Annotated in this window: 34 protein-coding genes; 2 read left to right on the forward strand and 32 right to left on the reverse strand. The window is 31.5% G+C overall.

The window, feature by feature from the left end; translation table 11 throughout:
• Positions 1–34 precede the first annotated feature (34 nt).
• Entirely contained in the window at positions 35–175 is a 141-nt protein-coding gene (locus HCN_RS11570) for a hypothetical protein (protein WP_162129471.1), read from the forward strand.
• 10 nt (positions 176–185) lie between these two features.
• Here HCN_RS11570 and HCN_RS10535 read toward each other — a convergent pair whose 3' ends face one another.
• The 28 genes from HCN_RS10535 to HCN_RS12290 form a co-directional block, all read right to left on the reverse strand.
• On the reverse strand, positions 186–1250 hold the full coding sequence (locus tag HCN_RS10535) for a hypothetical protein (protein ID WP_014667635.1): 1065 nt from the start codon (positions 1248–1250) through the stop codon (positions 186–188).
• Positions 1247–1918 carry a hypothetical protein gene (locus HCN_RS10540; RefSeq protein WP_232501887.1) on the reverse strand — a complete coding sequence of 224 codons (672 nt, stop codon included), beginning with the start codon at positions 1916–1918 and terminating at the stop codon, positions 1247–1249. The genes HCN_RS10535 and HCN_RS10540 overlap by 4 nt, the downstream gene beginning before the upstream one ends.
• A complete protein-coding gene (locus tag HCN_RS12280) occupies positions 1854–2168 on the reverse strand; it encodes a hypothetical protein (protein WP_014667637.1) in 315 nt (104 codons plus the stop codon). Before HCN_RS12280 ends, HCN_RS10540 begins: the two co-directional genes overlap by 65 nt.
• The gene (locus tag HCN_RS12285) at positions 2165–3034 is read right to left on the reverse strand and encodes a hypothetical protein (RefSeq protein ID WP_014667638.1); all 870 of its coding nucleotides are present in this window, start codon (positions 3032–3034) and stop codon (positions 2165–2167) included. The genes HCN_RS12280 and HCN_RS12285 overlap by 4 nt, the downstream gene beginning before the upstream one ends.
• Positions 3035–3077: 43 nt before the next feature.
• Positions 3078–3395 (reverse strand): hypothetical protein, encoded by a 318-nt coding sequence (locus HCN_RS10550; protein ID WP_014667639.1) that lies wholly within the window; start codon positions 3393–3395, stop codon positions 3078–3080.
• On the reverse strand, positions 3392–3808 hold the full coding sequence (locus HCN_RS10555; RefSeq protein ID WP_014667640.1) for a hypothetical protein: 417 nt from the start codon (positions 3806–3808) through the stop codon (positions 3392–3394). Before HCN_RS10555 ends, HCN_RS10550 begins: the two co-directional genes overlap by 4 nt.
• 2 nt (positions 3809–3810) lie before the next feature.
• Positions 3811–4611 (reverse strand): type VI secretion system amidase effector protein Tae4, encoded by an 801-nt coding sequence (locus HCN_RS10560; protein WP_014667641.1) that lies wholly within the window; start codon positions 4609–4611, stop codon positions 3811–3813.
• A gap of 1 nt (position 4612) precedes the next feature.
• Positions 4613–5242 (reverse strand): hypothetical protein, encoded by a 630-nt coding sequence (locus HCN_RS10565; RefSeq protein ID WP_041309719.1) that lies wholly within the window; start codon positions 5240–5242, stop codon positions 4613–4615.
• The gene (locus HCN_RS10570) at positions 5239–5697 is read right to left on the reverse strand and encodes a hypothetical protein (RefSeq protein WP_014667643.1); all 459 of its coding nucleotides are present in this window, start codon (positions 5695–5697) and stop codon (positions 5239–5241) included. Before HCN_RS10570 ends, HCN_RS10565 begins: the two co-directional genes overlap by 4 nt.
• A 16-nt stretch (positions 5698–5713) precedes the next feature.
• Positions 5714–5983: a T6SS effector amidase Tae4 family protein gene (locus HCN_RS10575; protein WP_081495252.1), complete on the reverse strand. Its 270-nt coding sequence runs from the start codon at positions 5981–5983 to the stop codon at positions 5714–5716.
• A gap of 23 nt (positions 5984–6006) precedes the next feature.
• Complete coding sequence (locus tag HCN_RS10580) at positions 6007–6447, reverse strand: hypothetical protein (protein WP_002957538.1); 441 nt, start codon at positions 6445–6447, stop codon at positions 6007–6009.
• Positions 6444–7829, reverse strand: a complete 1386-nt coding sequence (locus tag HCN_RS10585; RefSeq protein ID WP_232501888.1) for a hypothetical protein — start codon at positions 7827–7829, stop codon at positions 6444–6446. The genes HCN_RS10580 and HCN_RS10585 overlap by 4 nt, the downstream gene beginning before the upstream one ends.
• 8 nt (positions 7830–7837) lie before the next feature.
• On the reverse strand, positions 7838–8266 hold the full coding sequence (locus tag HCN_RS10590) for a hypothetical protein (protein WP_005219845.1): 429 nt from the start codon (positions 8264–8266) through the stop codon (positions 7838–7840).
• Positions 8263–10818, reverse strand: coding sequence for a T6SS effector amidase Tae4 family protein (locus HCN_RS11765; RefSeq protein WP_014667646.1), 2556 nt, complete (start codon positions 10816–10818; stop codon positions 8263–8265). Before HCN_RS11765 ends, HCN_RS10590 begins: the two co-directional genes overlap by 4 nt.
• Positions 10819–10828: 10 nt before the next feature.
• The gene (locus HCN_RS10800; protein WP_014667647.1) at positions 10829–12694 is read right to left on the reverse strand and encodes an alpha/beta fold hydrolase; all 1866 of its coding nucleotides are present in this window, start codon (positions 12692–12694) and stop codon (positions 10829–10831) included.
• Positions 12684–13181, reverse strand: coding sequence for a hypothetical protein (locus HCN_RS10610; protein ID WP_014667648.1), 498 nt, complete (start codon positions 13179–13181; stop codon positions 12684–12686). The genes HCN_RS10800 and HCN_RS10610 overlap by 11 nt, the downstream gene beginning before the upstream one ends.
• Positions 13178–13309: a hypothetical protein gene (locus tag HCN_RS12470; RefSeq protein ID WP_023947345.1), complete on the reverse strand. Its 132-nt coding sequence runs from the start codon at positions 13307–13309 to the stop codon at positions 13178–13180. The genes HCN_RS10610 and HCN_RS12470 overlap by 4 nt, the downstream gene beginning before the upstream one ends.
• Positions 13306–13806 (reverse strand): hypothetical protein, encoded by a 501-nt coding sequence (locus tag HCN_RS10615; RefSeq protein ID WP_014667649.1) that lies wholly within the window; start codon positions 13804–13806, stop codon positions 13306–13308. The genes HCN_RS12470 and HCN_RS10615 overlap by 4 nt, the downstream gene beginning before the upstream one ends.
• 94 nt (positions 13807–13900) lie before the next feature.
• Entirely contained in the window at positions 13901–14398 is a 498-nt protein-coding gene (locus HCN_RS10620; RefSeq protein WP_014667650.1) for a hypothetical protein, read from the reverse strand.
• The gene (locus tag HCN_RS11160; protein ID WP_014667651.1) at positions 14399–15106 is read right to left on the reverse strand and encodes a hypothetical protein; all 708 of its coding nucleotides are present in this window, start codon (positions 15104–15106) and stop codon (positions 14399–14401) included.
• Positions 15107–15321: 215 nt separating this feature from the next.
• Positions 15322–16842, reverse strand: a complete 1521-nt coding sequence (locus HCN_RS10630; RefSeq protein ID WP_014667653.1) for a hypothetical protein — start codon at positions 16840–16842, stop codon at positions 15322–15324.
• 13 nt (positions 16843–16855) lie between these two features.
• Entirely contained in the window at positions 16856–17188 is a 333-nt protein-coding gene (locus HCN_RS10635; RefSeq protein ID WP_034548549.1) for a hypothetical protein, read from the reverse strand.
• 10 nt (positions 17189–17198) lie between these two features.
• The gene (locus HCN_RS10640; protein ID WP_002957544.1) at positions 17199–17756 is read right to left on the reverse strand and encodes a hypothetical protein; all 558 of its coding nucleotides are present in this window, start codon (positions 17754–17756) and stop codon (positions 17199–17201) included.
• 185 nt (positions 17757–17941) lie between these two features.
• Entirely contained in the window at positions 17942–19132 is a 1191-nt protein-coding gene (locus tag HCN_RS10645; protein ID WP_014667654.1) for a hypothetical protein, read from the reverse strand.
• A gap of 20 nt (positions 19133–19152) precedes the next feature.
• Positions 19153–19515 (reverse strand): hypothetical protein, encoded by a 363-nt coding sequence (locus HCN_RS10650; RefSeq protein ID WP_041309721.1) that lies wholly within the window; start codon positions 19513–19515, stop codon positions 19153–19155.
• Positions 19512–19751: a hypothetical protein gene (locus HCN_RS10655; protein WP_014667655.1), complete on the reverse strand. Its 240-nt coding sequence runs from the start codon at positions 19749–19751 to the stop codon at positions 19512–19514. Before HCN_RS10655 ends, HCN_RS10650 begins: the two co-directional genes overlap by 4 nt.
• Positions 19748–20242, reverse strand: a complete 495-nt coding sequence (locus HCN_RS10660; protein ID WP_041309722.1) for a hypothetical protein — start codon at positions 20240–20242, stop codon at positions 19748–19750. Before HCN_RS10660 ends, HCN_RS10655 begins: the two co-directional genes overlap by 4 nt.
• The gene (locus tag HCN_RS12290) at positions 20239–20658 is read right to left on the reverse strand and encodes a hypothetical protein (RefSeq protein ID WP_014667656.1); all 420 of its coding nucleotides are present in this window, start codon (positions 20656–20658) and stop codon (positions 20239–20241) included. Before HCN_RS12290 ends, HCN_RS10660 begins: the two co-directional genes overlap by 4 nt.
• Positions 20659–21119: 461 nt before the next feature.
• Here HCN_RS12290 and HCN_RS11515 point away from each other — a divergent pair, with 461 nt between their 5' ends.
• Complete coding sequence (locus HCN_RS11515; protein ID WP_158309896.1) at positions 21120–21260, forward strand: hypothetical protein; 141 nt, start codon at positions 21120–21122, stop codon at positions 21258–21260.
• Here the strand turns inward: HCN_RS11515 and HCN_RS10675 are convergent.
• From HCN_RS10675 to HCN_RS11520, 4 genes are all read right to left on the reverse strand, one after another.
• Positions 21253–21435: a hypothetical protein gene (locus HCN_RS10675; RefSeq protein WP_014667657.1), complete on the reverse strand. Its 183-nt coding sequence runs from the start codon at positions 21433–21435 to the stop codon at positions 21253–21255. The two genes, HCN_RS11515 and HCN_RS10675, sit on opposite strands and share 8 nt — an antisense overlap.
• A gap of 347 nt (positions 21436–21782) precedes the next feature.
• A complete protein-coding gene (locus HCN_RS10680; protein ID WP_014667658.1) occupies positions 21783–22121 on the reverse strand; it encodes a hypothetical protein in 339 nt (112 codons plus the stop codon).
• Positions 22118–22609, reverse strand: a complete 492-nt coding sequence (locus HCN_RS10685; protein ID WP_034549401.1) for a hypothetical protein — start codon at positions 22607–22609, stop codon at positions 22118–22120. Before HCN_RS10685 ends, HCN_RS10680 begins: the two co-directional genes overlap by 4 nt.
• A gap of 10 nt (positions 22610–22619) precedes the next feature.
• Complete coding sequence (locus HCN_RS11520) at positions 22620–22766, reverse strand: hypothetical protein (protein ID WP_023947316.1); 147 nt, start codon at positions 22764–22766, stop codon at positions 22620–22622.
• Between the last annotated feature and the right edge of the window lie 288 nt (positions 22767–23054).

Raw genomic sequence — 23054 nt, forward strand, 5'->3', positions numbered from 1 at the left:
AGCAAATAAAAATATTCGAGGAGCTTCAAAGGAATTGAAGTTTGCAGAAATATATAATGCACAAAAAAATCCGATGATAAAACTTACCAAACCACTAAAGCACAACCACGCAATCTGTCCGCTTGTAATAGAATCTATTCCTTTAGATTCTGGCTTTGCTTTGAGTGTTGAATAGAGAGGAATTTTCAAGCTACTTGCCTTTTAATAGTTTCTAAAATAAAAGGGATATTCTTATCTGTAATACTTTTACCCTTATTAGATTGTAATTGCACTACTCCATTATGAGGACATTTTATTTCATCATCTTCTAGTAGAGGGTGAAGCATTGCAGTGCTTAAAGGTTTTAATTGTTCAGGTTGTGTTTGTTGTTTTGTTTTGGCTTTAGCTTGTTGTTGTTTGGCTTTAGATTCTTTGTTTGTTAATGTGAGTTTAATATTTAGAGTAGAATCTAAGAGAGAGTAGTTTAAAAGAGTAAGAGTGCAAGAGTTTAAAAAGATAGTAAGTGTGCCTAGATTATTTTCTTCATCTTTGGGGGAGAAGTGATAAGTTGGTGTATCTTGTTTAATGGTATTGTCTTTATCTAATTGACCAAAGAAAAAGGGATTAGATTGTATTTCAGATGAGCCTGTGAGAAGAGTGGAATAGAAAAAGATTTGAGTAGAGGGAGAGTTAAGAATATCTAAACTTATAGGTGAATCTTGTTTTGTATTATTGCTCTCTGTATTTGTATTCACATATTCTTGCAGTAGAGATTCTAATTCTTGTATGTCTAAGTAAGTTTTATCTTTAGTGAATATGTCTATTTTATTGTTATGGATATGGAGGAGGTGAGAAAGGGAACGGGAAGTATCTAAGAAAATGATTTGAATGCTTTTGTCTTGAGATTCTAAAATGAGATTATTGGAACTTATCCTATTTCCTTTGTGAGTATTTATGCTGTGAGAAACTATGTCGCTGATTTGATATTCTAACTCTTGTGCTTGTTCTTGCTTGATAGTTTGCCTTGAATGGTAGAGATTCTTTCTAGCTTCTAAGTATTCATCAGTTATAGAATCTTTGTTGGAGAGGAAGGAAAGGTAAAAAGATGATTTATAATTATAAAATTCCCTTGTATTATTTCCATACAACAAATTATCATCATCAAAATATATACTACTTTCACACTGATATAAAGCTTTTAAATAAATTGTTTCGGAATCTTTATTGAGATTATCTATATCTTGTGCAGTCAATAAATTACATTTAATCATTTTATTTCCTCCGAGATTTTTATTGTATCATTTAATTCCTTTAATTGTTTAGTGGTTAGATTTCTCCAAGTGTTACTAAAACCTCTAGGTATGATTGCTTTATCTGATAATATATAGGGATTGGGGTAAAGTTTATCAGTCATATCAACACCATTAATAAATGTTTCCTTATGATTATAATTTCCTGAAAATCTTTGCATTATTCTTTGTGTAGTTTTATGACAATGAGCTACACTAAGCTGCTGCATTTCTTGTTCTGTAAAATAAAAATCAGCTTCCCTAATATAGTCAATCATAAAACCTCCAACATAATTTACAAGTTTTTCAACTTGTTTGCTTATCCACCAAGAAATAGCCACTCCTCCTATAAAAATAGCTATCCCAACTACCACTGCACCGACAATACTTACACTTGCAATGGCTGTGGCTATAAATGCAGTAATAGCAATTCCTGCGGAAGCTACAACACCAATTTGAAAGATTCTATCTGCTACGATTGTTGCTCCTACTTTCAAGACTACCTTTAATCCATCACCTGTTTTTTGATATTCAATGAGAGCATCAACAGCAAGGAGTTGATTGCTTACACGAGTGAGAATAAATCTAAAGGGTTTTACTATGTGTTTGAGTTTTTTCGGATTGCTCTGCAATGGTCGTAAGATTTCCAAAACTATCAACCTTATCTTTAAAAGATTGTATATCTTTCTGATGAAAAGGGTCATCTTGTTCTTTCTTTTCTTGGCTTTTCTCTTGCAATGCTTTTATCTTTGCTTCATCTTGTTCTTGCTCCATTTCTTTTAACATTACTATTGCATTGTCTGCTATATCTGCTTTTTTAAGGACTCTTATTAGTGTTTCTACCTCTTGCTTATCAACTTCATTTTCTGGCTTTATGATAATTTCTATTTTATCGCTCATTTGCACACCTTGAGGTTGGATTGGATAGTGGAGATAACTTTTTCGTCTTGAGAATTTTTTTGTATCACTTTTTCCACTTCGACTTTGAAACCTTTTGCCTTATCAGATTTTGCGGTATATTTATCTAATTGCGCCGATATGGTTTTAAAATGTGATTTAGAAGTATTGAATCTTTGTATAGCGCGTTGAATATCTTGCCGATTAACATCGCAAGTATTGCTTTCAATGTCGCTTAGAAACAAAGAATTAAAGGCATTATAAAATATAGCCATTCCAGCATAATAAATTCCCAATTTGTCTAGCGAAGCCTTTTCTAATTTTTTAGGGTTTGAAAAGTCATTGCTAATACAAGATTCTAAAAAATCCAAAAAGTTTTGGTAATCTTGGGTGCGTTCTTTGTCGTGTAAGATGAAATAAGTTTGATTAGGATTGAAATCTCGTTCTTTGGATAGTAAATCCGCAATAATAAATAATTTTGTTTTTATCATTCTTCCGACATCTACAATCGTCTGCAACGCTCCATTCTCATCATCATAAGGCAAAATAAAATTTGACAGAATTTCAGTATTATCAATCGCCTTTTGAATGTCTTGCAAGTTTTGATGAATGGTAGCATTTATATTAAGTGCATTTAGGCTTTCTTGGGTAAGATTTTGGATAGATTCTAACTCCCTAGCCGAATCTTTTTCATACCACTCTATGAATGGAGCAAGTTCAGCTTTGGCATTATTTACGATATTATCCACTTCTTTATTTATATCCATTATCCACATTACAAGGCTGATCACCAAATACGCAATAAAGGCTATAATTCCGACATAAAAGCTGATTCTTTTGATATAATTACCATTGAATTTAGTTTGCATTGATTCTCCCTTACATTCTACTTCTCAATTTTTCTCACCACTTTCAACACCCTCCTTCATCATACACCCCTCCAATAATTATCTTTAACTCTGTGGTATTGTCTTTGTCTAAGTAATCATCTAAGCCTAATGCAAATGTAAAGTGAAGTTTGTTCGCTTTAAAAGGAGAAAGGAATACTCTTGTATGAGTAATGCTTATAGATTGTAAAGAAGTATCTTTAGAATGAGTAGATTCTCTGTATTCTTTAATGTCTTTAGAATAATTTAGGAGTGGTTTATATTGTCCTATACCATAATCTTTATGCTCATAGTCTTTATAGGGTTCTTTAAAGAGTTTAGGGAGATATTGGGGGATACTCATTGACAATCCTTGCAGTATTTTTTGACAATGCGTTCTACTTCGGCTTGGTATTCTTTGGAATCGTAGAGGTCAAGACAGGTATAGAATCGTGGCATAAAATTGGATTGTGTATGAGCTTTTATGAAATTTTTAAACTGCATAAAACCATCATTATTTTCAATGTAGAAAAACGAATGATTATTGTTGCGCAGTTGAAGTTTATGCGTAATGTGAAAAAACCAAAAACTATTTTCGCTAAACTTATCCTGCTCAACACAATACTCAAATCCCAATTTTTTAAGCATACTCACCTTTTTTTCATAGGAATAAGGCAGGTTATCAGCTTTTTTTAAAATAGTAATAGCCTCAATAGCACTGCTAAAAGTAACGCACAATACAAACATAAATAATATAATAATTTTTATTTTTTTCATTATCAGTCCTTTAATTCCCAAAATTGAAAATTGCTAGAATGATAGATATGCGTATTACCAAAGCTATCATTCCATATAAGCTCAAGCAGATAATTGTAGTTTGTTTTATTTTGCACATCCACAAAGTCATTTGTATTCCACAAGGTAGTATGCGAAAAATTGCTACTAAATTTTTGATTGATAAAATGCCGTCCTTTTATCACAGCAATACCTGTGTTGCCTTGCAAATTATTAAATGTCAATTTTCTTTCATCATTGCTTTTTGGTTCTATGGCAACTTCCGCTTTACCCCATTTATCATTCAAATACCTACCTATATAATCAGCTCCTAAAATATAAAGATATTTCTCACCTCTACCATACATAGAGTTATATTCTTTTGCTTTAATTTCGGTATGAAGCGGCATTCCTCCATAATTGAGCGCATAGCTTACCTGCATAGCACAAGTGTTGCTATAATCTTGATACACATAACCAAATCTAAAGAAATCCTTGTAATTAATATATTCGCTTAAAGGTTTCCCTCCAACCAAAGCGTATCTCTGCCATACATTATCATCATATTGTCCATCTTTGATAGATTGTATTATATTTTCTGCTGTATTTTTTGATATTTTCTCTGTTTTACCTCTCCATATACCATTATCTACTATGCCTTGTCTAAATGCTTCTTGCAAATTTTCATCATTTGGATTGGCGGTATTGATTTTATCATATTCTTTTCTAACTTCCTTAAAGCTCGGTCTCCTGCACTCTATACTTTTAGATTTACCTTCACAGGTTGCCGTTATTGTTATTCCCATTCTATCTTTCCTCCTCAATTTCTTTTAAAACATTCATTATGAATGCTTCGTTATTCTGTATTCTGCCACGAACAATAAATGTTTGATTGGTAGAAGATTCTAATTTTACCTTTATTATTTCCCCCTCCTCATACCCTTGTGTTCTTATATGCAAATTTATATCTTGTGAATGTCTTGAAATATCCTTAAGTTTTATCTTATCCTCTCCATAAGAAAAATATATTTCTGTGATTTGTTTTTCTTCCTTAGTATCCTCTAATGCTTCATACTCTAATCTATCATCATTACTTGCTAGAGTTGCTACTAGATCAGATTCTATCTCTCCTTCATCATACACCCCTCCAATAATTATCTTTAACTCTGTGGTATTGTCTTTGTCTAAGTAATCATCTAAGCCTAATGCAAATGTAAAGTGAAGTTTGTTCGCTTTAAAAGGAGAAAGGAATACTCTTGTATGAGTAATGCTTATAGATTGTAAAGAAGTATCTTTAGAATGAGTAGATTCTCTGTATTCTTTAATGTCTTTAGAATAATTTAGGAGTGGTTTATATTGTCCTATACCATAATCTTTATGCTCATAGTCTTTATAGGGTTCTTTAAAGAGTTTAGGGAGATATTGGGGGATACTCATTGACAATCCTTGCAGTATTTTTTGACAATGCGTTCAACTTCGGCTTGGTATTCTTTGGAATCGTAGAGTTCTAGGCAGGTTCGTATCTTTGAGATTCCTTGTGGTTGTGATAGCACATAAGTTTTTATTTCCTCTTGCAATTGCTTTCGCTTGTTTGTAGTGTAACATCGTCCACTATCTGTATTGCCCACTTGTTCTATTTGTTGAAAAAATATATCAAACCATTGCATTTCCATTATTTCAATTTTTTGCGACAATCCATAATAATCAAGACAGATTCCCACTCCAAATTCCTTTGCCGTCTTTATCATTCTTGATTTTGCAAAATAATGGAATTCACTATCAGCCTTTTTAAGTGGGCGACTTGATAGAAAATCTACGCCCAAACACTCTGTATTTGAATCTGCATATACACTACTAATACATAAAAACAAAAACAAACAAAGTTTTTTCATCACATAAACTCTCCCTTTACAATAATTCCCAAAAACAGAGTTCTCGGACAAATATAGCTTCTTTATAATAGTCTAAATAATTTGTCTCATCTAAAAACCCTTTCCCATTCCATAGAGTCGTATGTCCCCCTGCATTTCCCCAACCACTTACTTGCATAACCACAATACCATTTTTCTTAAAGTTTTGCAACTCTTGTCTAAATGCTATATTATCATTTTTTGAATACATTTCTTTTGGATTGTATGGCTTTTCAAACCCCCATTTTACATATAAAAAATCCCTTATATATAGTAAATTTTATACAATCATTATTCAATTATCTGCGAGATACAATTTTTACTCTTTGGCATAATTGTGTAATCCTTAACATAAAGAGTTGCTTTGCCAAATAATCCTTGATGCAATGTGCCGTTAAAATAATAAATATTACAGATAGGCGATACACCCTCATTTTTGCTAAACTCCCTTTCTTTTTCGGCACTTTCAAACTCTAATTCCAAATCTACACCAATAAGATTTTGAGGAACTTCCAAATTCATCACATGCCATATTTCATTAGAAAGATTTGCGTTTTTATCTAAATCAATTTCACCATCTGTAAGTCTAGATTCTGTATCTTCTACCCTAAACACCCTATATCTTGGACACTCACATGCATACATCATATTTATCGCATACAATGTGATAGGCTTATCCACACTACACGCACAAAAGAATAACAACAATGCAATCAATACATATTGTCTCATATCATTTCCTTGTTAAAATTTATCCACCTTTTTTGCGTGGTTTTTTTGATGACCTTGCCATTTTGCCAAATAGCCCTTACTCCATGTCGATAATCTTGCTTTGCATTATCTTGCGTGTTATCAATATTTGGATTTGTTTTTGTGGTGTGTCCCACAACATATCCTTGTGGAATTTCTTCGGATAGATTTTTTGAAATACTATCAATCACATAAATATCTCCGCCAGATTCACAACCATGTATTTCAATGATTGCTCCTTTTGAAATAAATCGATCAAATTTTACATCATATATTGTCCTTTTTTCCTCATGAGTGTCCCAAGCAGTCAGTAAATCTGCGGTTTTACTGGCATAAAGACTTGCATTTAATTTGTTTTCTTTAATGTCTTCACTCAACAATTCTTTATACATTGAAGCACCTTTATACATATATAATCCCCATTTACTACCATGAAAAAATAGATCTAATGAAGCAATAGATTCTATATTTTGTTCATTAATTTTATCTACTATAGTTTTTGCTGAATCCACAAATTCATGTATAAAAATATCATTAGGATAATAGTGCTTATAATCTTTTAGAACATTTATAGAAGCATAATAAAATGCCGCATTGTCTCCAATTTTTCTTGCACCACCATAAAATAAAAGATGAACTTGTTTATTTCTTTGTGGAGTTGATTTTTGAATGCTTGTCCTTATTGTCTCTGCCCCCATAAAGTCTTTTTTTGGATTAAGTATAGTTATACCATCTTCGCTATTTTCCCTAAATCCCCATAACTTACCCTTATAACCACCATTTATAAGGGTAATAGTCAGTAGGAAATCTATGCTTTGTTGTTTTGTGCTGTTTTGAGATTTTCTGTCAAGTTTAGCTTGTCTTTGTCTATCCCTAGATTCTAGTATAGAATCTAATCCATTAGCAAGTGTTACTTCTAGCTTTTGTGCTTTATAAGCTGTGTGTAGCGTAAGGATAGTAGCATTGCTAGGATTAGAATCTAATCCTATTTTTGCATAGTCTTTTATGTCCAAATCTTTATGATAGCAATATTCATATAAATATGTATATCTACCAACACCATACTCTTTATCTTGGTATTCTTTATAGGCTTCTTTATAGATTTTTGGAATCTTTTGTGGGATAAGGAGTATGAGAATAAGGACATTAGAATCTAACTGTAAGGATAGATAGTGGTATTTATAGCCTTTGGTGTAGGTTTGCTTTAGGCTAACATATATGCTAGAGAGCACATCTTGTAAGTTAGAGCTAAGATTATTTGTATCACTTAGCTCTTTGGTATCTTTTGCTATATCAATGCTTAGTGAATCTAGTGGAGTATCATTATGAGATTCTATAAGTGTCATATGAAATTGGTAACTCATAAAAACCATTATTTCTTTTCATTTCGGTGTTTCTCTACTATTGCTTTAAATTTTTCTTGAATCTCGTTGTTGTAATAGATTTTTTCAAAGCACGTATTAACTCTCCCCTTATCAAAAGTTTCATATTCTAGATTTTTGTCAATATAGGCTTTTATTTCTTTAAAAGCTTGATTACCAAAAAGTTGCACCATATTGTCTATATGGTGTGGGTTTTTTGTTTCTTTTCTTGCTTTGCATTTGGGCATTTGATACATTTTATTTTCATTAGAAACATAACCTAAGCAATACATCAATGCCCATCTTACATAATATGTAGTAGGTTCTTTACTAAACTCATTTTCTGCTGACATTTGTTTTCCCGCATACGCCTTTGTTTCATCAAGGCAAAAAGCCAAACCAAATGATATGCCCAAAAAACATATAACTATATATTTCATCTTGCAATCTCCCAAAAATATACTTCTCTAATGTTGTATCTACCGTTCATATAGTTTACTCCATCTGAATTATCTACATTGTCTAAAAATTCTCCTTTATCATTATCCCAAAGTGTTACATGTCCACCAGCATCTCTAAAAGTAATTATCATGGCAATAATTCCGTTAGCATTTAGGCTAGATAAAACCTCCTTACAAAAAGCATCACTTGTTTGATTTACTTTTGGTCTAAAAACGATAGGCTCTCCCAAACTATCATTAAGTTTTAAAAAGTCTATCATATCTTCAACTCTTACAAGAATTTTATAGGGCTTGGTATTTGTCCCAGCATTTGCCACATAAGCATTATTTTTCATGCCTTGTAGCTTTTTAATAACTATTCCAAAATCCGTAAGAGCTTTACTGATTCTAGCAGCACAAGTATTAATATATTGATGTGGTGTATTCAGAAATACATCATATATGGGACCACCTATCTTATAATAACGTATTTCAGCTTTGATAAATTCATTCTCACCATACTCAAGATAATTGTCTTCACTATGTATCCAATCCCATAATCTCTTTTCGCCTATTCTTTGTCTTGACATCTTTATATCTGTCTGAGCAATATTATGTATAGCAAGATATGATGTTTTAAGTTGTTTCCATTTTTCTTTTTTATTCATTTCCTCTAATGCCTGATATGCTATTGCATCATCATTACTCGCTATAAGAATGCCTTGTGATATATCTATTTTCTCTTCTATCTCTTCTTCCACCTCCTCCCCATAACTCCACAATTTATCTTTATATCCCCCATTGATAAGTTTAAGTGTGAGTAGAGAATCTATGATTTGTTTTGTGTTATGTTTAGAATCTTTTTGTTTAGATTCTATAGTTTGAGATTCTATGTGAGAGGAAGTTATATCTGTGTTGTGTCTCTTATCTTGTTGAGAGTTTTTAGATTCTTTAGATTCTCTAGCAAGTTTGGCTTGTCTTTGTCTATCCCTAGATTCTATTATAGAATCTAATCCATTAGCAAGTGTTACTTCTAGCTTTTGTGCTTTATAGGCTGTGTGTAGCGTAAGGATAGTAGCATTGCTAGGATTAGAATCTAATCCTATTTTTGCATAGTCTTTTATGTCTAAATCTTTATGATAGCAATACTCATATACATATGTATATCTACCAACACCATACTCTTTATCTTGGTATTCTTTATAGGCTTCTTTATAGATTTTTGGAATCTTTTGTGGGATAAGGAGTATAAGTAAAAGCATATTAGAATCCAGCTGTAAAGATACATATTTATACATATATTCTTTCATAAAAGATTGTTTAAGATTGGAATGCAATATAGAGAGTATATCTTGCAATGCTTTATCTAAGTTATGTATATCATGTAAATCTTTAGTATCTTTAGCTATATCAATAGTGATAGAATCTAGTGGAGTGTCATTATTTGATTCTATAATACTATCATTAAGCTTTAGTCTATATATAGGGAGATTGTCTTTTTGTAATGGAGTGATTTTATAATGCAGTCTTAGAGCTGGTTTATAGAGCTTTATTTGTGGCTCTAGCTTTTGTTTATTTTGCGTGTTAGAATCTATTGGCTTAGGGGAGTTTATTCTAAATGTATTAGGCTTTGGTGTAGCAATAAGAGGGAATCCTTTATCACTAAAGACATTGCCACTAACTAAATCCTGCATTATAGGATAATCATCATTATACTTTTTAAAAGCTCTAGCACTAGGGAGTATTACAGAAATAAGAGTGCATGGAGTAGGAACACCTGCGATATTATTAGTGCAGCCTATAATGTGAGAGTTGATTAAATCAGATTCTAGAATCATAGGTATGCCTTTAGACTTAAAAGGTTTACCTTTATTACTCTTTAGTTTTACTACTCCATTATGAGGACATTTGATTTCAGTATCCTCTAGTATTGGGTGGAGCATAGAGGTGGATTGACTTTTGTCATTACTAGCCACAGGTGAAGAATCTTTATCCCTCTGTGCTTTTTCTCTCTCTTGTATTGCCTTAGATTCGGAGGAATTGCATTCTAATTTGATGTTAAGACTAGAATCTAAAAGGGAGTAATTTAGGAGAGTAAGCCTAGAGCCATTTAAAAAAATATCTAAGGTGCTTAGGGAATTGTTAGAATCTGCATTGCTAGAATCTCTATTGTTGCTTGTAGATTCTATAATCTCATCGCTAGCTTGTAAATGATAGATAGGCTTAAGAGTATCTAAGCCTAGATTATTATCTTTAGAATCTAAATTATTAGATTCTAAGCTTTTAGAATCTAATGTGCCAAAAAAGCATTCATAACCTAAACTCTTAGATTCATCACCACCTGCAAGAAGGATAGATTCTAAAAACACATATACTTCATAGCTATATACATCTTGTAAGCTTATATCCCTGTATGCTTCATTTTCTTGTAGGTTTTCAAAGATGATGTTATGGATTGTTTTGCAATCTAGGGTTGTATTATTGTTTATGCGGTTGATATGAACTATTTGTTTTTCTTTATGTATTGAAATATAAAAACTATTCTCTAACATTCTTGTTTCCTTATGCTCCCTTAACTGCTATCATTGTTGCTTTACCACCATAATACAAGCCTTGTATGATTTTGCAATGACTTCCTAGTGAGGTTTCGCACCACTTATTATGCACTGCTCTATATACACTTGAATTATATCCATAGATTGAACCTAGATTGTCTTTGTTTTCTATTATTTGATTGTTTTTATTTATGATGATAAAGTTTCTATATTCTGCAAGACAAGCTTTATATCCTACATTATTTATATTATTGATATCATCACATTTTTTTCTTATCTCAGCAAAGTATTCTTTATCTAAGATACTCATATAGTATCCATCGTTTGAAAGTGTAGTGACAAAGTCTATTATAGATTCTTTGGGAATAGTGGGTTGCATAGAGCTTGTATAATACGATTTACCTTGCATTGATAGTTCCTGATTGCTTTTACCAATAATCACTGCAACCCTGCTTAAAAATATTTCTAAAAAATCCATTTCTTTAGGAGAATCCCTAAATAGTGTAAATGGTCCATTTTTTATCTCGAAACTTCTTTTGTTATTCTTGTTTGTTGTTATTACAAAAGTTTCTAAATGAATCTTTATATCATTCATAAATTTATTGCAATACTCTATACACTCACTAAGGCTTTTATCTTTGACTTTATCGTAATTAGAATCTAATTCTAAAAGATAGGAGTAGAAGTAGAGGACATTTAGCATTGGAGCTAAGAAATGTGAGTTTGATAACTCATTCCCAAGATAGATAGGATAATAATTCCCTGCTATATCTGTGCCTAAATGCTGGATAAGATTCACATAAAAGGTTGTATCACTCATATGTTTTTCAAAGTCAAGTAGATTTGTGGCTTCTATGTGATAGTGGTTGTTTTTGTCTAGTGGATAGGGCATATACTTGCCCTCTCTAGATTCTGAATCTTTTATATTTTTAATGAGGTATTTAATGATGCCACTATATTTTTGTAGTTCCTTTGGTATCCAAGTCGCATACTTGATATTAATCGTTAAAGATAGCAGCCCTAAAACCGCCATAACCTTTAAAGTAGTGGGCGATTTTGTTAAAAGCTTAAAGCCTATTTTTCTTGCGATACCTGCACCACCAACAGCATAGGTAGCAATCTCAAAACTACTCAAAAGATCATCGATAAAGTCCTTATTCCAAGCTCCAAGCAATCCGGGAGAGTTAAATGTGTAGAGTTCTGCTACTCTATCAGGATACATAAAGCAAAAGCTTTGAGCTAAATACCCACCTAGCGAATGCCCTACAATAATTAGTTTTTGTTTATAATCTAAATGCTTTTTAATTTGCTCCTCATAGAATCTTGCTAACTCATAGCACTGCATAGGGATACCATTTCTAGCAAGGGTTATGTCAATGGATAAATCCTCAAGGGTTATCTCTGTGCCACGAATGGCTAAGATATATTCTGAATCTTTAGAATCTGCTTTTGTGTCTTTAAATAAAGTGGCAGAAAATCCATAATCTGCATTGGGCTGGTGTTCTATGAGTTCGTAGCGATTGACGAAGTTTTTGGTTCTTTGAGAAAGTTCTCTTGCGACTGATACCATTTTAGGACTATCCCCTAATTTATCATCAACAAATGTTCCCTTTTCTATAACTATATCTTTTTGAAAGCGAGATTCTATGGCACGAGCATAGGCGGTATTAGAATTTGGTAGTATAATATTACCATTTAAATATTTATCGTTTTCTATTGTTTTATCCCTATTGGTTATATTATCAGCTTCTTCCCATTTTTTAGATTTGAATACAGAATCTATGTTTTCAAAAACATAATGAAGCATTGCATATGAAGCGTCTGCTATATCCGCCATATCTTTGAATCTTGTAATCATTTCTTTATTTGTCATTTTTATCCTTTTTTATGAAAGTATCTGTTTCTTTATCGTAGTAAAATACATTATCCCTATTACAAAGCCATACAGATTCATCGCCACCTTTAAATCTAAATCCAGCGCCTTCATCACCAATCAGCCATAAGCCATAGGTATAATACTTATAACATAAATAATAACTTATAGTATTTTTTTGTCCGTTCCCATCAATATAAGAATATATTAAATGCTTCCCACTTTTTATTCTGCTATCAATTTTATCTATATCAGCCTCATATTCATAAATTACTTTATATCCATTTTGTAGGATTTTGCCCACTCCTATTCTCCTTGCCTCTCTATCCAACTCTTCATCAAGCACATATAATCCACTTGTATCGTTTTCAAGTTTTCTAAGCTTGTAGTATTGTGGGTCAAGAAATTGTGTATTACCCCCGCTAAATACAAGTATTACTATAGGTATTACTACCAAGATTCCAAAGATTGCATATATCATTCTCATACGCACTTCCTAGATTCAAATATAGAATCTATATTCTCATACACATAATGTAACTTTGCATAACTCGCATCTGCGCAATCTGCGTAATCTTTGAATTTATTTATCATTTCTTTATTTGAGTTACTCATTCACAAATTCCTTTAAGAGTGTTATTATACTCTTCTATATAAAAAGTATGGTTTTTACTTTGAAACCAATGAAAATCCCGAGTATTAAGCCTCAACCCTGCTGCCTCATCACCACTAAGATAAATTCTAAAATACCTCTGTATATATTCTCTTATTTGATAAATAGTGTGTTTATTTCCGCTATCATCTATATAAAAAATATTCTTTCCTAGAATCCAAATCCTACCATATTGCGTATTTACTTCAAGAGTTTCTCTCTTAATGGGAAAGCCATTAGATAAAATTGCTATTTTATCGCCATATTCTTTGGCTTCTTCATATAAATCCTTATCATAAATATAAATTCCACTACACTTATTATTTATATATTTTGCCTTATAATACTGCCAATCCATAAAAGCTGTCGAAAAGTTAGCAGCACAAAACAACACTAAAAATGCCACAGCAAAAAATACAAGAACTTTCTTCAGTGTGAGATATTTTTTAATGACATTCATTGTACATCCTCAAACACATAATACAACATCGCATAACCTGCATCAGCTACCTCTGCCATATCCTTGATTTTGTTGATTCTTTTTTTGCTTGTCATTAATTTTCCTTGCTAATATCGATAAAATATCTTTTTGTTTTGCACCACGCATTTGATTTTTGTATATTCCAATTCCAACCAGATGCTTCATCACCTTGAAACTTAACACGATAAAAAGTCATGTCATAACCTATTCCTTTACTAACTAATGTGTTATCTATATACCATTCGTATTCAGTCCTGCGAACTCCTAAAATCTTTTTTTGTGAAATAGCCTTTGTTTTTATTTTTGTGGCGAAAAGAGATTGCAAATCAGTTATTTCCCGTATAGGTTCTACTCCCTTGTAAGAATCTTGTATTTCTAATTTATCATATAAATTTTTATCATAAAGTATTTGTTTGTCGTTTTTGCATAAATAAAACCAAGCAATATAGCTTCTAGGGTCAATAAATATTGTCGAACACCCACCTATAAAAAATAAAGATATTAGAGATATTAAGATTCTCTTGATTGTAAAAGTTTGCTTAAGTTTTAAGATAATAGATTCTTTAGTCATTCACGCCATCTCTTTAATCTTGATTGTATAAGATTCTACAATATACTTGCTAATCCCACCATTACACTTTATTCTATATATGGGAAGATTGTCTTTTTGCTTTGTATTTATTTTATAATACAATCTTAGTAGTGGTTTAGTAAGTTTTATTGTTGCAAGTAATGCTTCTTTGCTTTGTGTATTAGCATTACTAGGATTTGGTGAGTTTATCCTAAAAGTATTTTCTTTAGGTGTGCAAATAAGAGGAAATCCTTTATCACTCATTACACCACTAGAGACTAAATCTTGCATTATGGGATAATCATCATTATACTTTTTAAAAGCTCTAGCACTAGGGAGTATTACAGAAATAAGAGTGCATGGAGTAGGAACACCTGCGATATTATTAGTGCAGCCTATAATGTGAGAGTTGATTAAATCAGATTCTAGAATCATAGGTATGCCTTTAGACTTAAAAGGTTTACCTTTATTACTCTTTAGTTTTACTACTCCATTATGAGGACATTTGATTTCAGTATCCTCTAGTATTGGGTGGAGCATAGCGGTAGATTGAATAGAATCTTGGGTTTTAGAATCTTGGTCTTTTTGTTGCAAGGCTTGTCTGTGTTGTTGCTCTGTGTGTTTTGTAGGGGGAGTTTTGGTAGAGAGATTGATAGCGAAACGAGTATCTATTGGTTGTATCTCTTGTATATCTGTATGTGTTGGCATAGTAATCCTTTATGTATTTATGTATGATTAGAATCTTATCTTGCATTCTCTTAGATTCATTGTGTATTCCCTTGATTCTTTTATACATTAGCTATATGCGTGATAATAGTAGTTTGTCATAGATACTCTTGCATTATTATAAAAGATTTCTATATTATCACTCTCATCACTCATATATACCTCTCCCTTTTCTCCATAGAAAAATCTAGGATTGTCTATATCCTCTTTACCACCTCTAAGCAATAATCTATAATGCTATTATCTCTAGCAAAGATGCTTACTTTGTTATTATGCTGGAATATAAGATTAGCAAAGCTAAGAGAGGTATTAGCAAGATAGCTGTTGTTAGAATCTAGGGAGTTAGTAGAAGTATTAGCATTGGCTTGGGGATTACTAAAAGTGCGAATATGAGAGTCTTTAAGAGAATCTAAGAATATAATTTTTGTATCTCTATCATTAGATTCTAAGATGAGATAGGAGTCTTTTGTGATATAGGCATTGTTGTTTGTGTTTAGATTCTGTGTAGTATTTGCAGTATAAGCATTTGTTAGATTCTGTGTGGTGCTTGTAGTATTACCTTTAGAGAATCTTACTTGTCGTTGTGCTTGTCTTTCTTTGTCTCTTTGTTTTCTTTCCTGCTCTCTTTGGTATTCTTGGAGTTTAGATTCTCTCTCTTTAGAATCTAATCCTTGTAGTTGTTGCTCTAGCTCTTGCTGTTGTTTTTGTAATTCTTGTATTTCTTTATCTTGTATTTGCTTTCTTATTTGCATTATGGCGTTATAGAGGGATATTCTCTCATTGATGTAGTCTTGGGTTAGGGCTTGTTTATCAGCAATAAAGATAGTATAAAAGTCAGATTTGTAGTTATAAAACTCTCGCCAATTAGATTCTCTTAATAATGGCTCTTTATTAGAATCTAAAAGTATATAATTCTCACAGAAAAAGAGGGCTTTAAGGAGGTGTAAGGGAGAGTTTGGTGTGAGGGAGTGTATATCTTTAGGATTAAGCTTTTGGATATAGGCTACCTTTGGATTTGTAAATGAAATAATAGGAATAGGCTTATACGCATTAAATTCTGTATTAGTTTTTTGAATATTATGGTAGAGCCTTTGCATTTCTTGTTGTAGAGATTGTGTTTTAGATTCTGGATTTTCATTTTGTGAAAAACTACACATTATCATATCTTGATTAAAAAGATTGGTGTAGTTTTTATCATTGCTATATAGTGAGCAGATATTGTTTTGGAGGGTTTTAAAGCTTGGGTAAAATTCGTGGATTGTATTAAGGGCTTTGGTGGAAAAAATTGTCGAAGCAAATAATGTTCTTGGAACTGCATTTATACTTTGTTCCGCAATAATTCTTAATGGTTGAGATTGTATTTTTGCCGTAACCTTATTCCCTGCTTTTATTGTGGAAGATATTCCAGATGTAATCGCAAAAGAACCAATGTAATACAATGGTCTTTCTTTAAAATCTTGTATTAACATTTCTTTCGCTGCCATTCTAGTTTCTTCGTTATTCAAAAAAGTTCTAATACCTTTCCAAAATAATTTCACTTCCTCAATGGCTTCTTGCTGATGATAATCTTTTATCACGATACTACCATGTTGCCAATCACGCAATCCAGAGATTCTGCTTAGAAAATCTCCAAAATTATAGGCAGCAACCCAAAAAGATGCAATCCCTTCGCCAAAATCACTTAAATGGTCTGTAAAATCTTTATTGTTTTCTGCCATTTTCTATCTCCTCTCAATTTTTACTATCTTTATAAAATGGCATTATACATACAATGCCAAAATTTATGATATGCCAAAAAGCAATGCTGATTATAATAATGAGCCACCATTGCATCGGCGGAAAAACAAGCCATACGAACAATGCACAAAATACATTGCCAAGAATAACATCCGTTGGTAAAAATCTTAAGAACATATAAAACACTGCTTTGGGTTTATGTCGAGTTTGACAATTTTTGCATACAATGCTGAATTTATTCTTTTCAGATACTTCATACAAATTCCAAATACTCTGCAATTTATTAATATTATTCCCACACACTTCACATTTTTTATATAACAACATTGCATTCCTTTTAACTTGCTAGATTGATAGTATAACATAATTTTTCAGTATCCTCTAGGATTGGGTGAAGCATAGCGGTGCTTGTAGGATTGTCATTAGCAGAAGCATTAGCTTCGTGGCAATCTCTCATTGTCTTTTCTCTCTCTACTATCTCTTTAGATTCAGAGGAGTTACATTCTAGCTTGATATTGAGGCTAGAGTCTAGTAGGGAGTAGTTTAGAATAGTAAGCCTAGAGCCATTTAAAAACACATCTAAGGTGCTTAGGGAATTGTTAGAATCTGCATTGCTAGAATCTCTATTGTTGCTTGTAGATTCTATAAGCTCATCACTTGCTTGGAGGTGATACACAGGCTTAGATTCTATAAACACTCCTTTAGAATCTAACTCACCAAAAAAGCATTCGTTATAGGGTTTATTAGATTCTGTGCCGCCTGTGAGTTCTACTCCCATAAAGTATAGCTTGGAATTTATAGAATCTATGCCTTTAGATTCTAAGACTTTACAGTCTATGGTTTGGTTATTATAAGCTCGTATTTCCTCTATGTGTTTTGTATCTTTATTGCTCATATATTACTCCTCACATACTACTGATTTTCGTAATGCGTGTAGAGATTTACTCCAATAGCTCAAATCATCGTTGCCACTTAGGATAGCTATATGGCTTTTGTTGATAGAATCTATAAAGCTTTCTGACATATTGGAATAATGGTAATTTTTATATACAGCCCTGCACAACATCTCATCACGCAAGATTAATATAAACGAGGCTTATGATTAAGTGTCCAATTACAAGCTGGAATATTTGGGTCTATCTGCTCTATGGGGTAAGCGATATAGTCTTTTGTGTTTTCATCTCTATGTTTAGAATCTAAAAGCATTCTTGTCTGAAGCTCATCATTCCACATAATAAAAGTAAAATCCCCTTGTATATTTGTGTATCCTAGATTCTTAACTTTTGTGAGGAGTCTCTCTAATTGCTCATTGATACGATTATTATATACTCGCATAAAATCAGAGCTTTTAGTAATAAAATCTTTAAGCTTATTTTCATAATACTTTTGATTTTGTGTGATAGTCCTTTTGCATTCTGTGCTTATATTAAGCCCTTTTGTGATGTCCCCCTCAATCTTTAAAGCACAAAATATTTTATTTTGTGTCATACTTCTAGCCCAAGTCCTAAAGGCTTTTGCTCCAGCAATAGATTCTAAATTAGAATCTATACTTTGGAATTTGCGAAATACTGCATAAAGATATTGTAAATAATGAAATTTTTGAAGCAAAGAATCTCTAGTAGAAATATTATCAGGTAGCCACTCCTCATTGTCGATAATCTCTATGCCTATGGAATCGAGTTTGTTTAAAGCCCAAGTGGTGCAGTTGTTGTTCGTAAAGTCGTATTTCAATTCCTTTGTTATTGCTGCTTGAGAATTTTTGTTGATATACAAGGTATTTTTTACATCTACTTTAATAGATTCTACTAACGCTTCATATTGTTCCTTTGAGATTTCAAACACACAGCGGTTTTGTTGCCAAAAGGTAGAGAGTGAGCGTTCTTTGTAATAATAGGGCTCTACATATTCATTGACTACATTATTACTCTCTGGTGCATATTGGTTATTCTCATACACCTTGCCCCAATGATTTGTATCGTGTGTAACGGGACCAAAGCCAAAGAATCCTTCGCCTTCAAATTCATCGCTTAATATACTAGGATACACTCTCTCATACCATTTGCCTTTGTCTTTTTTGATAGTATTAAAATAATAGCCTATCAGTGAATCATATCGTGGATTAGAATATTTCTCTATCTCAATATTACTTTGTGAATCTAATTCATCAGGGTGCGTATGTGTTAAACCTAAAAATGCGTGAGGAATGGTAAAGGGTATAAAATCTAGTTTTGGTTTCATAGTATCGATATAGATTGTTACGAAGTATTGCATAGGGAATCCTTAGTTATTAATTATTTGCTAAAACCGCCATTAGCAAGATGATAAGCCGCAAGCCACCAATAGCTATTTATGCTTATAAAAACAAACCAAAAGCTTGGCTTGTAGATTCTGTATTGTATAGTATTTGTCTTTTCTAAAAAGAAGTAAATGATAAACATTAAGGTATGGCAGAGTGTGAAAAATAAAGAAAAATTACCAAAACCACCCAATATATGAAGATCTGTTTCTATACCAAAAATATATAGCAATAATCCTACTAACTGAAAGAGTAAAAAAACTAAGATAGAGCAAAAAATAACAGACACTATCATCAATCCAAAGCAAATCAAACAATCTAGGATAAATTTAGAAAAATCAAATTTTTCTTTTTTCACACGATTTCCTTAAAGTTAGAATCTAATATGCTAGGATAAATATTATTATACCACTTATCTTTTACATGTATAAGCGTGGGCTTGTCAGAATCATATCCTACTTGATATTTGTATATATCAACATCTTTGAGTTTATCTAACTCATCAGGGTGAGTATGTGTCAAACCTAAAAAAGCGTGAGGGATAATTGAGAGTGTTTGCATATTTTTAATATACATAGTTACAAAATATTTCATTTATACCAACTTCCATAAGTTAATAGATTAATACTAAAAGCAAGAATATTCACTATCAAAAAGAATAGTAAAAATATTGTTATAGGAATCTTATCAAGGAGAAAAAGCATATTAGGGAGAATCATAATAAAAAAACCAAACCATACTAAAAACCAGCCAAATTGAAAATCCAATATAGAATCCAAAAAAGAAAAGGATAAAAAATATATAACAAGAAAGCTAGACACGCACAAAGCATTTGTGCCTACTTTTGAGATACTTGCACCACAGATGATTGCCATAATATACATGCAACACACAACAAAGGATATGCTTAAAGCATAAACTAAAGAGACATTTTCTACTAAAACTTTGATACAATCAAGTATATAAAAATACGATATAACAAAGCATACTGCACATATCACACTCACAATACTCATTACAATGATATACAAAATTTTATCCTTTGTGTCTGTAAGCGAAGTGTAGTTTAATATGATATTTTTCACGAAATTTCCTTTTTGATAGACTGCAAAACTGCCTCATACTGCTCTTTTGAGGCTTCAAATACACAGCGGTTTTGTTGCCAAAAAGTAGAGAGTGGTCGCTTATCTATATAAGTGTATTGCTGAAAGTTATCGTGCCATTTTGGTATGTATTGATTATTTTCAAAGACTACGCCCCAATGGCTAGTTTTAGACTTTACAGGAGCAAAGCCCCAAAATCCCTCATCGCCAAAGTTAGAATCTAATATGCTAGGATAGATATTATTATACCACTTATCTTTTACATGTATAAGCGTGGGCTTGTCAGAATCATATCCTACTTGATATTTGTATATATCAACATCTTTGAGTTTATCTAATTCATCAGGATGAGTGTGGGTAAGCCCTAAAAAAGCGTGAGGGATATTGACACCTTGCATTGGGTGGATATAGATAGTAAGGCGTGGGTGGCGTCTAAATTAAGATAAGTGCTTGGATTTTTTATATCAACACTTCTTGTTATTTCTCCAAACAATGGGTCAATATAAAGAGTTACATAATGTTTCATTTATAAAACCTCCTCTAGTGATATGATGCAATAACGGTAATGCAAACATAAAAATAGTAATATCCCCATAAAATCAATAAGGAGCTTGCAATAAATTTTCTATTCAAAAAACACACCACGAACAATACAGCCATTGTAACATAACCGATAATATACCACATATCATATGACAAGAAAAATATACACATACTTATAAAAAAGGACAAACCCAAAGGAATTGCACTTTTGTAATATAAAAAACTAAAAACAAAGGCAAATAGTATTGTTATTTTTATTGTATGTATTATATTGTTTTGAAATAGATTGTATATAAAGCTATCTAAACTAAGATTAATGGTATTAATAAAAAACACAATTGTCCAAGAAAATACTATACTACACGCAAACCACGCAATCTGTCCGCTTGTGGTAGAATCTAGTCCTTTAGATTCTAGCTTTGCTTTTAGGCTTGAGTATATGGGGAGATTCAAGTGATACCTCCATACAAGGATTGCAGATTAGAATATTTCTCTAGCTCAATATTACTTTGTGAATCTAATTCATCAGGGTGTGTGTGAGTCAAACCTAAAAAAGCGTGAGGGATTGAAACAGGTATTTTATCTAATTTTGGTTTCATAGGTTCTATGTATAGGGTTATGAAGTATGGCATTTTAGAATCCTTTATAAATGGCTAAAAAAATAATATCCAAATGCAGTATAGCATATCATAAAAATTAATGATAGAAATAAACTTAATTTGTGTATTTTATAAAAGAAATTAATAATAAGGAATGAAATGATACTTAGGAAACAAAACCAACTAGTTATACTTGCTATGTCATTAATGGTGTGAGTATTAATATTAAAAAACCATTGTATTGGGTATAAAAGCCATTGTAAAGACAAATTAGAAATCCATTTAACTAGATAAAAAAAACACAAATGGAGAAACTATCACAATACCAAAACACATAAAACAATCTAAAATAAATTTACCCCATTTAAACGACTCTTTTTTCATCGTAGTATTTCCTTTGGAATATACTGATTATTTTCAAAAACTTTGCCTGATTTATAGACAGGATAAGAAAATGCAAAATTTTCTGGTCCAAATCCCCAAAAACCCTCTCCTTGAAAGTCATCACTTAAGATACTAGGATAAATATTTTCATACCATTTTCCTTTAGTTTTAATTAAAAATTGTCTTCCGCTTAAATAATCATCTTTATATTTTTGTATTTCTATTTCTTGCTTACCTAGCTTATCAGGGTTCTCTTTTGTTAAACCTAAAAAGGTGTGAGGAACTAATGATGTTGCTTGCATATTTTTGATATAAATTGTTGCGTAGTGTTTCATTTTGTCATTTCTCCATAAGCTATAAAGTTATAAGCAAAGGCTATGAAATTTACAATAAATAAATGAAATAAAAAAAGTTTAAAATTAATTTTTTCACACAATAGTAAAATATTTGGAACAATCATTATAAGATTTCCAAAAATTACTAATAGCCACCCCCATTGAAAATTTAAAATTTTTCCAAGCAAAAATAAACATATAACAAAAACAAAAATATATAATATATTTTTAAAAACTTTAAGAACATCTACCCCCAAAATAATTGGTAAGAGAATTATGCTACAAATGATAATTCCTATATTAATATTGTTTATAATATCAATATAGGAGAATCCCGCAAAGGATACAAGCATTCTGTCTATAAAGAACCAAAGCATAATAACACCAATAGCAAACCCAATACTTACAAGATTCATTATAATAATATAAAAAATTTTATCAGGTGTTTGCGTGAGTAAATTATAATTGAATGTTTCTTTTTTTATCATCATATTTCCTCTAACGCTTATTGATTGTTCTTAAAGCCCCTATGATTAATTCATCGGGGTGTTTGCGTGTAAGTCCTAGAAGGGCGTGGGTAACATCTAGCTTTAACAAGTCTTTTTCAAAAAGAATATCTATATAAATGGTTACAAAGTATTGCATAAAACCCCTTTTACCTTAATATGATTTGATTCGTAAAAAAAAGAATAAAATGAACCAAACTGACCCAAAAATTAAAAATGTGGCACATAATAATAATTTTATCCTTATAGATAACTTATTATATAAAAACCAAAATAATATAATTATGAATACTCCAATTACTAATAAAGTAGCATTTTTCATAAATACAGAGACGAGATAAAAAATAGTAAAACATAAGCCCAAAGGCATAAATTTTCTATGAATGAATGTAAGAATAGACCAAAGAACAAGAAAAATAAAGACTAG

This window comes from Helicobacter cinaedi PAGU611 (genome assembly GCF_000284635.1).
GTDB lineage: Bacteria > Campylobacterota > Campylobacteria > Campylobacterales > Helicobacteraceae > Helicobacter_C > Helicobacter_C cinaedi.

What these genes read in the sequence shown, in the direction of transcription:
- HCN_RS10535 (WP_014667635.1), bottom strand. Translation starts at nt 1,250, where the DNA reads ATGATTAAATGTAATTTATTGACTGCACAAGATATAGATAATCTCAAT.
- HCN_RS12280 (WP_014667637.1), bottom strand. Translation starts at nt 2,168, where the DNA reads ATGAGCGATAAAATAGAAATTATCATAAAGCCAGAAAATGAAGTTGAT.
- HCN_RS12285 (WP_014667638.1), bottom strand. Translation starts at nt 3,034, where the DNA reads ATGCAAACTAAATTCAATGGTAATTATATCAAAAGAATCAGCTTTTAT.
- HCN_RS10550 (WP_014667639.1), bottom strand. Translation starts at nt 3,395, where the DNA reads ATGAGTATCCCCCAATATCTCCCTAAACTCTTTAAAGAACCCTATAAA.
- HCN_RS10555 (WP_014667640.1), bottom strand. Translation starts at nt 3,808, where the DNA reads ATGAAAAAAATAAAAATTATTATATTATTTATGTTTGTATTGTGCGTT.
- HCN_RS10560 (WP_014667641.1), bottom strand. Translation starts at nt 4,611, where the DNA reads ATGGGAATAACAATAACGGCAACCTGTGAAGGTAAATCTAAAAGTATA.
- HCN_RS10565 (WP_041309719.1), bottom strand. Translation starts at nt 5,242, where the DNA reads ATGAGTATCCCCCAATATCTCCCTAAACTCTTTAAAGAACCCTATAAA.
- HCN_RS10570 (WP_014667643.1), bottom strand. Translation starts at nt 5,697, where the DNA reads ATGAAAAAACTTTGTTTGTTTTTGTTTTTATGTATTAGTAGTGTATAT.
- HCN_RS10580 (WP_002957538.1), bottom strand. Translation starts at nt 6,447, where the DNA reads ATGAGACAATATGTATTGATTGCATTGTTGTTATTCTTTTGTGCGTGT.
- HCN_RS10585 (WP_232501888.1), bottom strand. Translation starts at nt 7,829, where the DNA reads ATGAGTTACCAATTTCATATGACACTTATAGAATCTCATAATGATACT.
- HCN_RS10590 (WP_005219845.1), bottom strand. Translation starts at nt 8,266, where the DNA reads ATGAAATATATAGTTATATGTTTTTTGGGCATATCATTTGGTTTGGCT.
- HCN_RS11765 (WP_014667646.1), bottom strand. Translation starts at nt 10,818, where the DNA reads ATGTTAGAGAATAGTTTTTATATTTCAATACATAAAGAAAAACAAATA.
- HCN_RS10800 (WP_014667647.1), bottom strand. Translation starts at nt 12,694, where the DNA reads ATGACAAATAAAGAAATGATTACAAGATTCAAAGATATGGCGGATATA.
- HCN_RS10610 (WP_014667648.1), bottom strand. Translation starts at nt 13,181, where the DNA reads ATGAGAATGATATATGCAATCTTTGGAATCTTGGTAGTAATACCTATA.
- HCN_RS12470 (WP_023947345.1), bottom strand. Translation starts at nt 13,309, where the DNA reads ATGAGTAACTCAAATAAAGAAATGATAAATAAATTCAAAGATTACGCA.
- HCN_RS10615 (WP_014667649.1), bottom strand. Translation starts at nt 13,806, where the DNA reads ATGAATGTCATTAAAAAATATCTCACACTGAAGAAAGTTCTTGTATTT.
- HCN_RS10620 (WP_014667650.1), bottom strand. Translation starts at nt 14,398, where the DNA reads ATGACTAAAGAATCTATTATCTTAAAACTTAAGCAAACTTTTACAATC.
- HCN_RS11160 (WP_014667651.1), bottom strand. Translation starts at nt 15,106, where the DNA reads ATGCCAACACATACAGATATACAAGAGATACAACCAATAGATACTCGT.
- HCN_RS10630 (WP_014667653.1), bottom strand. Translation starts at nt 16,842, where the DNA reads ATGGCAGAAAACAATAAAGATTTTACAGACCATTTAAGTGATTTTGGC.
- HCN_RS10635 (WP_034548549.1), bottom strand. Translation starts at nt 17,188, where the DNA reads ATGTTGTTATATAAAAAATGTGAAGTGTGTGGGAATAATATTAATAAA.
- HCN_RS10640 (WP_002957544.1), bottom strand. Translation starts at nt 17,756, where the DNA reads ATGAGCAATAAAGATACAAAACACATAGAGGAAATACGAGCTTATAAT.
- HCN_RS10645 (WP_014667654.1), bottom strand. Translation starts at nt 19,132, where the DNA reads ATGCAATACTTCGTAACAATCTATATCGATACTATGAAACCAAAACTA.
- HCN_RS10655 (WP_014667655.1), bottom strand. Translation starts at nt 19,751, where the DNA reads ATGAAATATTTTGTAACTATGTATATTAAAAATATGCAAACACTCTCA.
- HCN_RS12290 (WP_014667656.1), bottom strand. Translation starts at nt 20,658, where the DNA reads ATGCAAGGTGTCAATATCCCTCACGCTTTTTTAGGGCTTACCCACACT.
- HCN_RS11515 (WP_158309896.1), top strand. Translation starts at nt 21,120, where the DNA reads ATGGTATTAATAAAAAACACAATTGTCCAAGAAAATACTATACTACAC.
- HCN_RS10675 (WP_014667657.1), bottom strand. Translation starts at nt 21,435, where the DNA reads ATGCCATACTTCATAACCCTATACATAGAACCTATGAAACCAAAATTA.
- HCN_RS10680 (WP_014667658.1), bottom strand. Translation starts at nt 22,121, where the DNA reads ATGAAACACTACGCAACAATTTATATCAAAAATATGCAAGCAACATCA.
- HCN_RS10685 (WP_034549401.1), bottom strand. Translation starts at nt 22,609, where the DNA reads ATGATAAAAAAAGAAACATTCAATTATAATTTACTCACGCAAACACCT.
- HCN_RS11520 (WP_023947316.1), bottom strand. Translation starts at nt 22,766, where the DNA reads ATGCAATACTTTGTAACCATTTATATAGATATTCTTTTTGAAAAAGAC.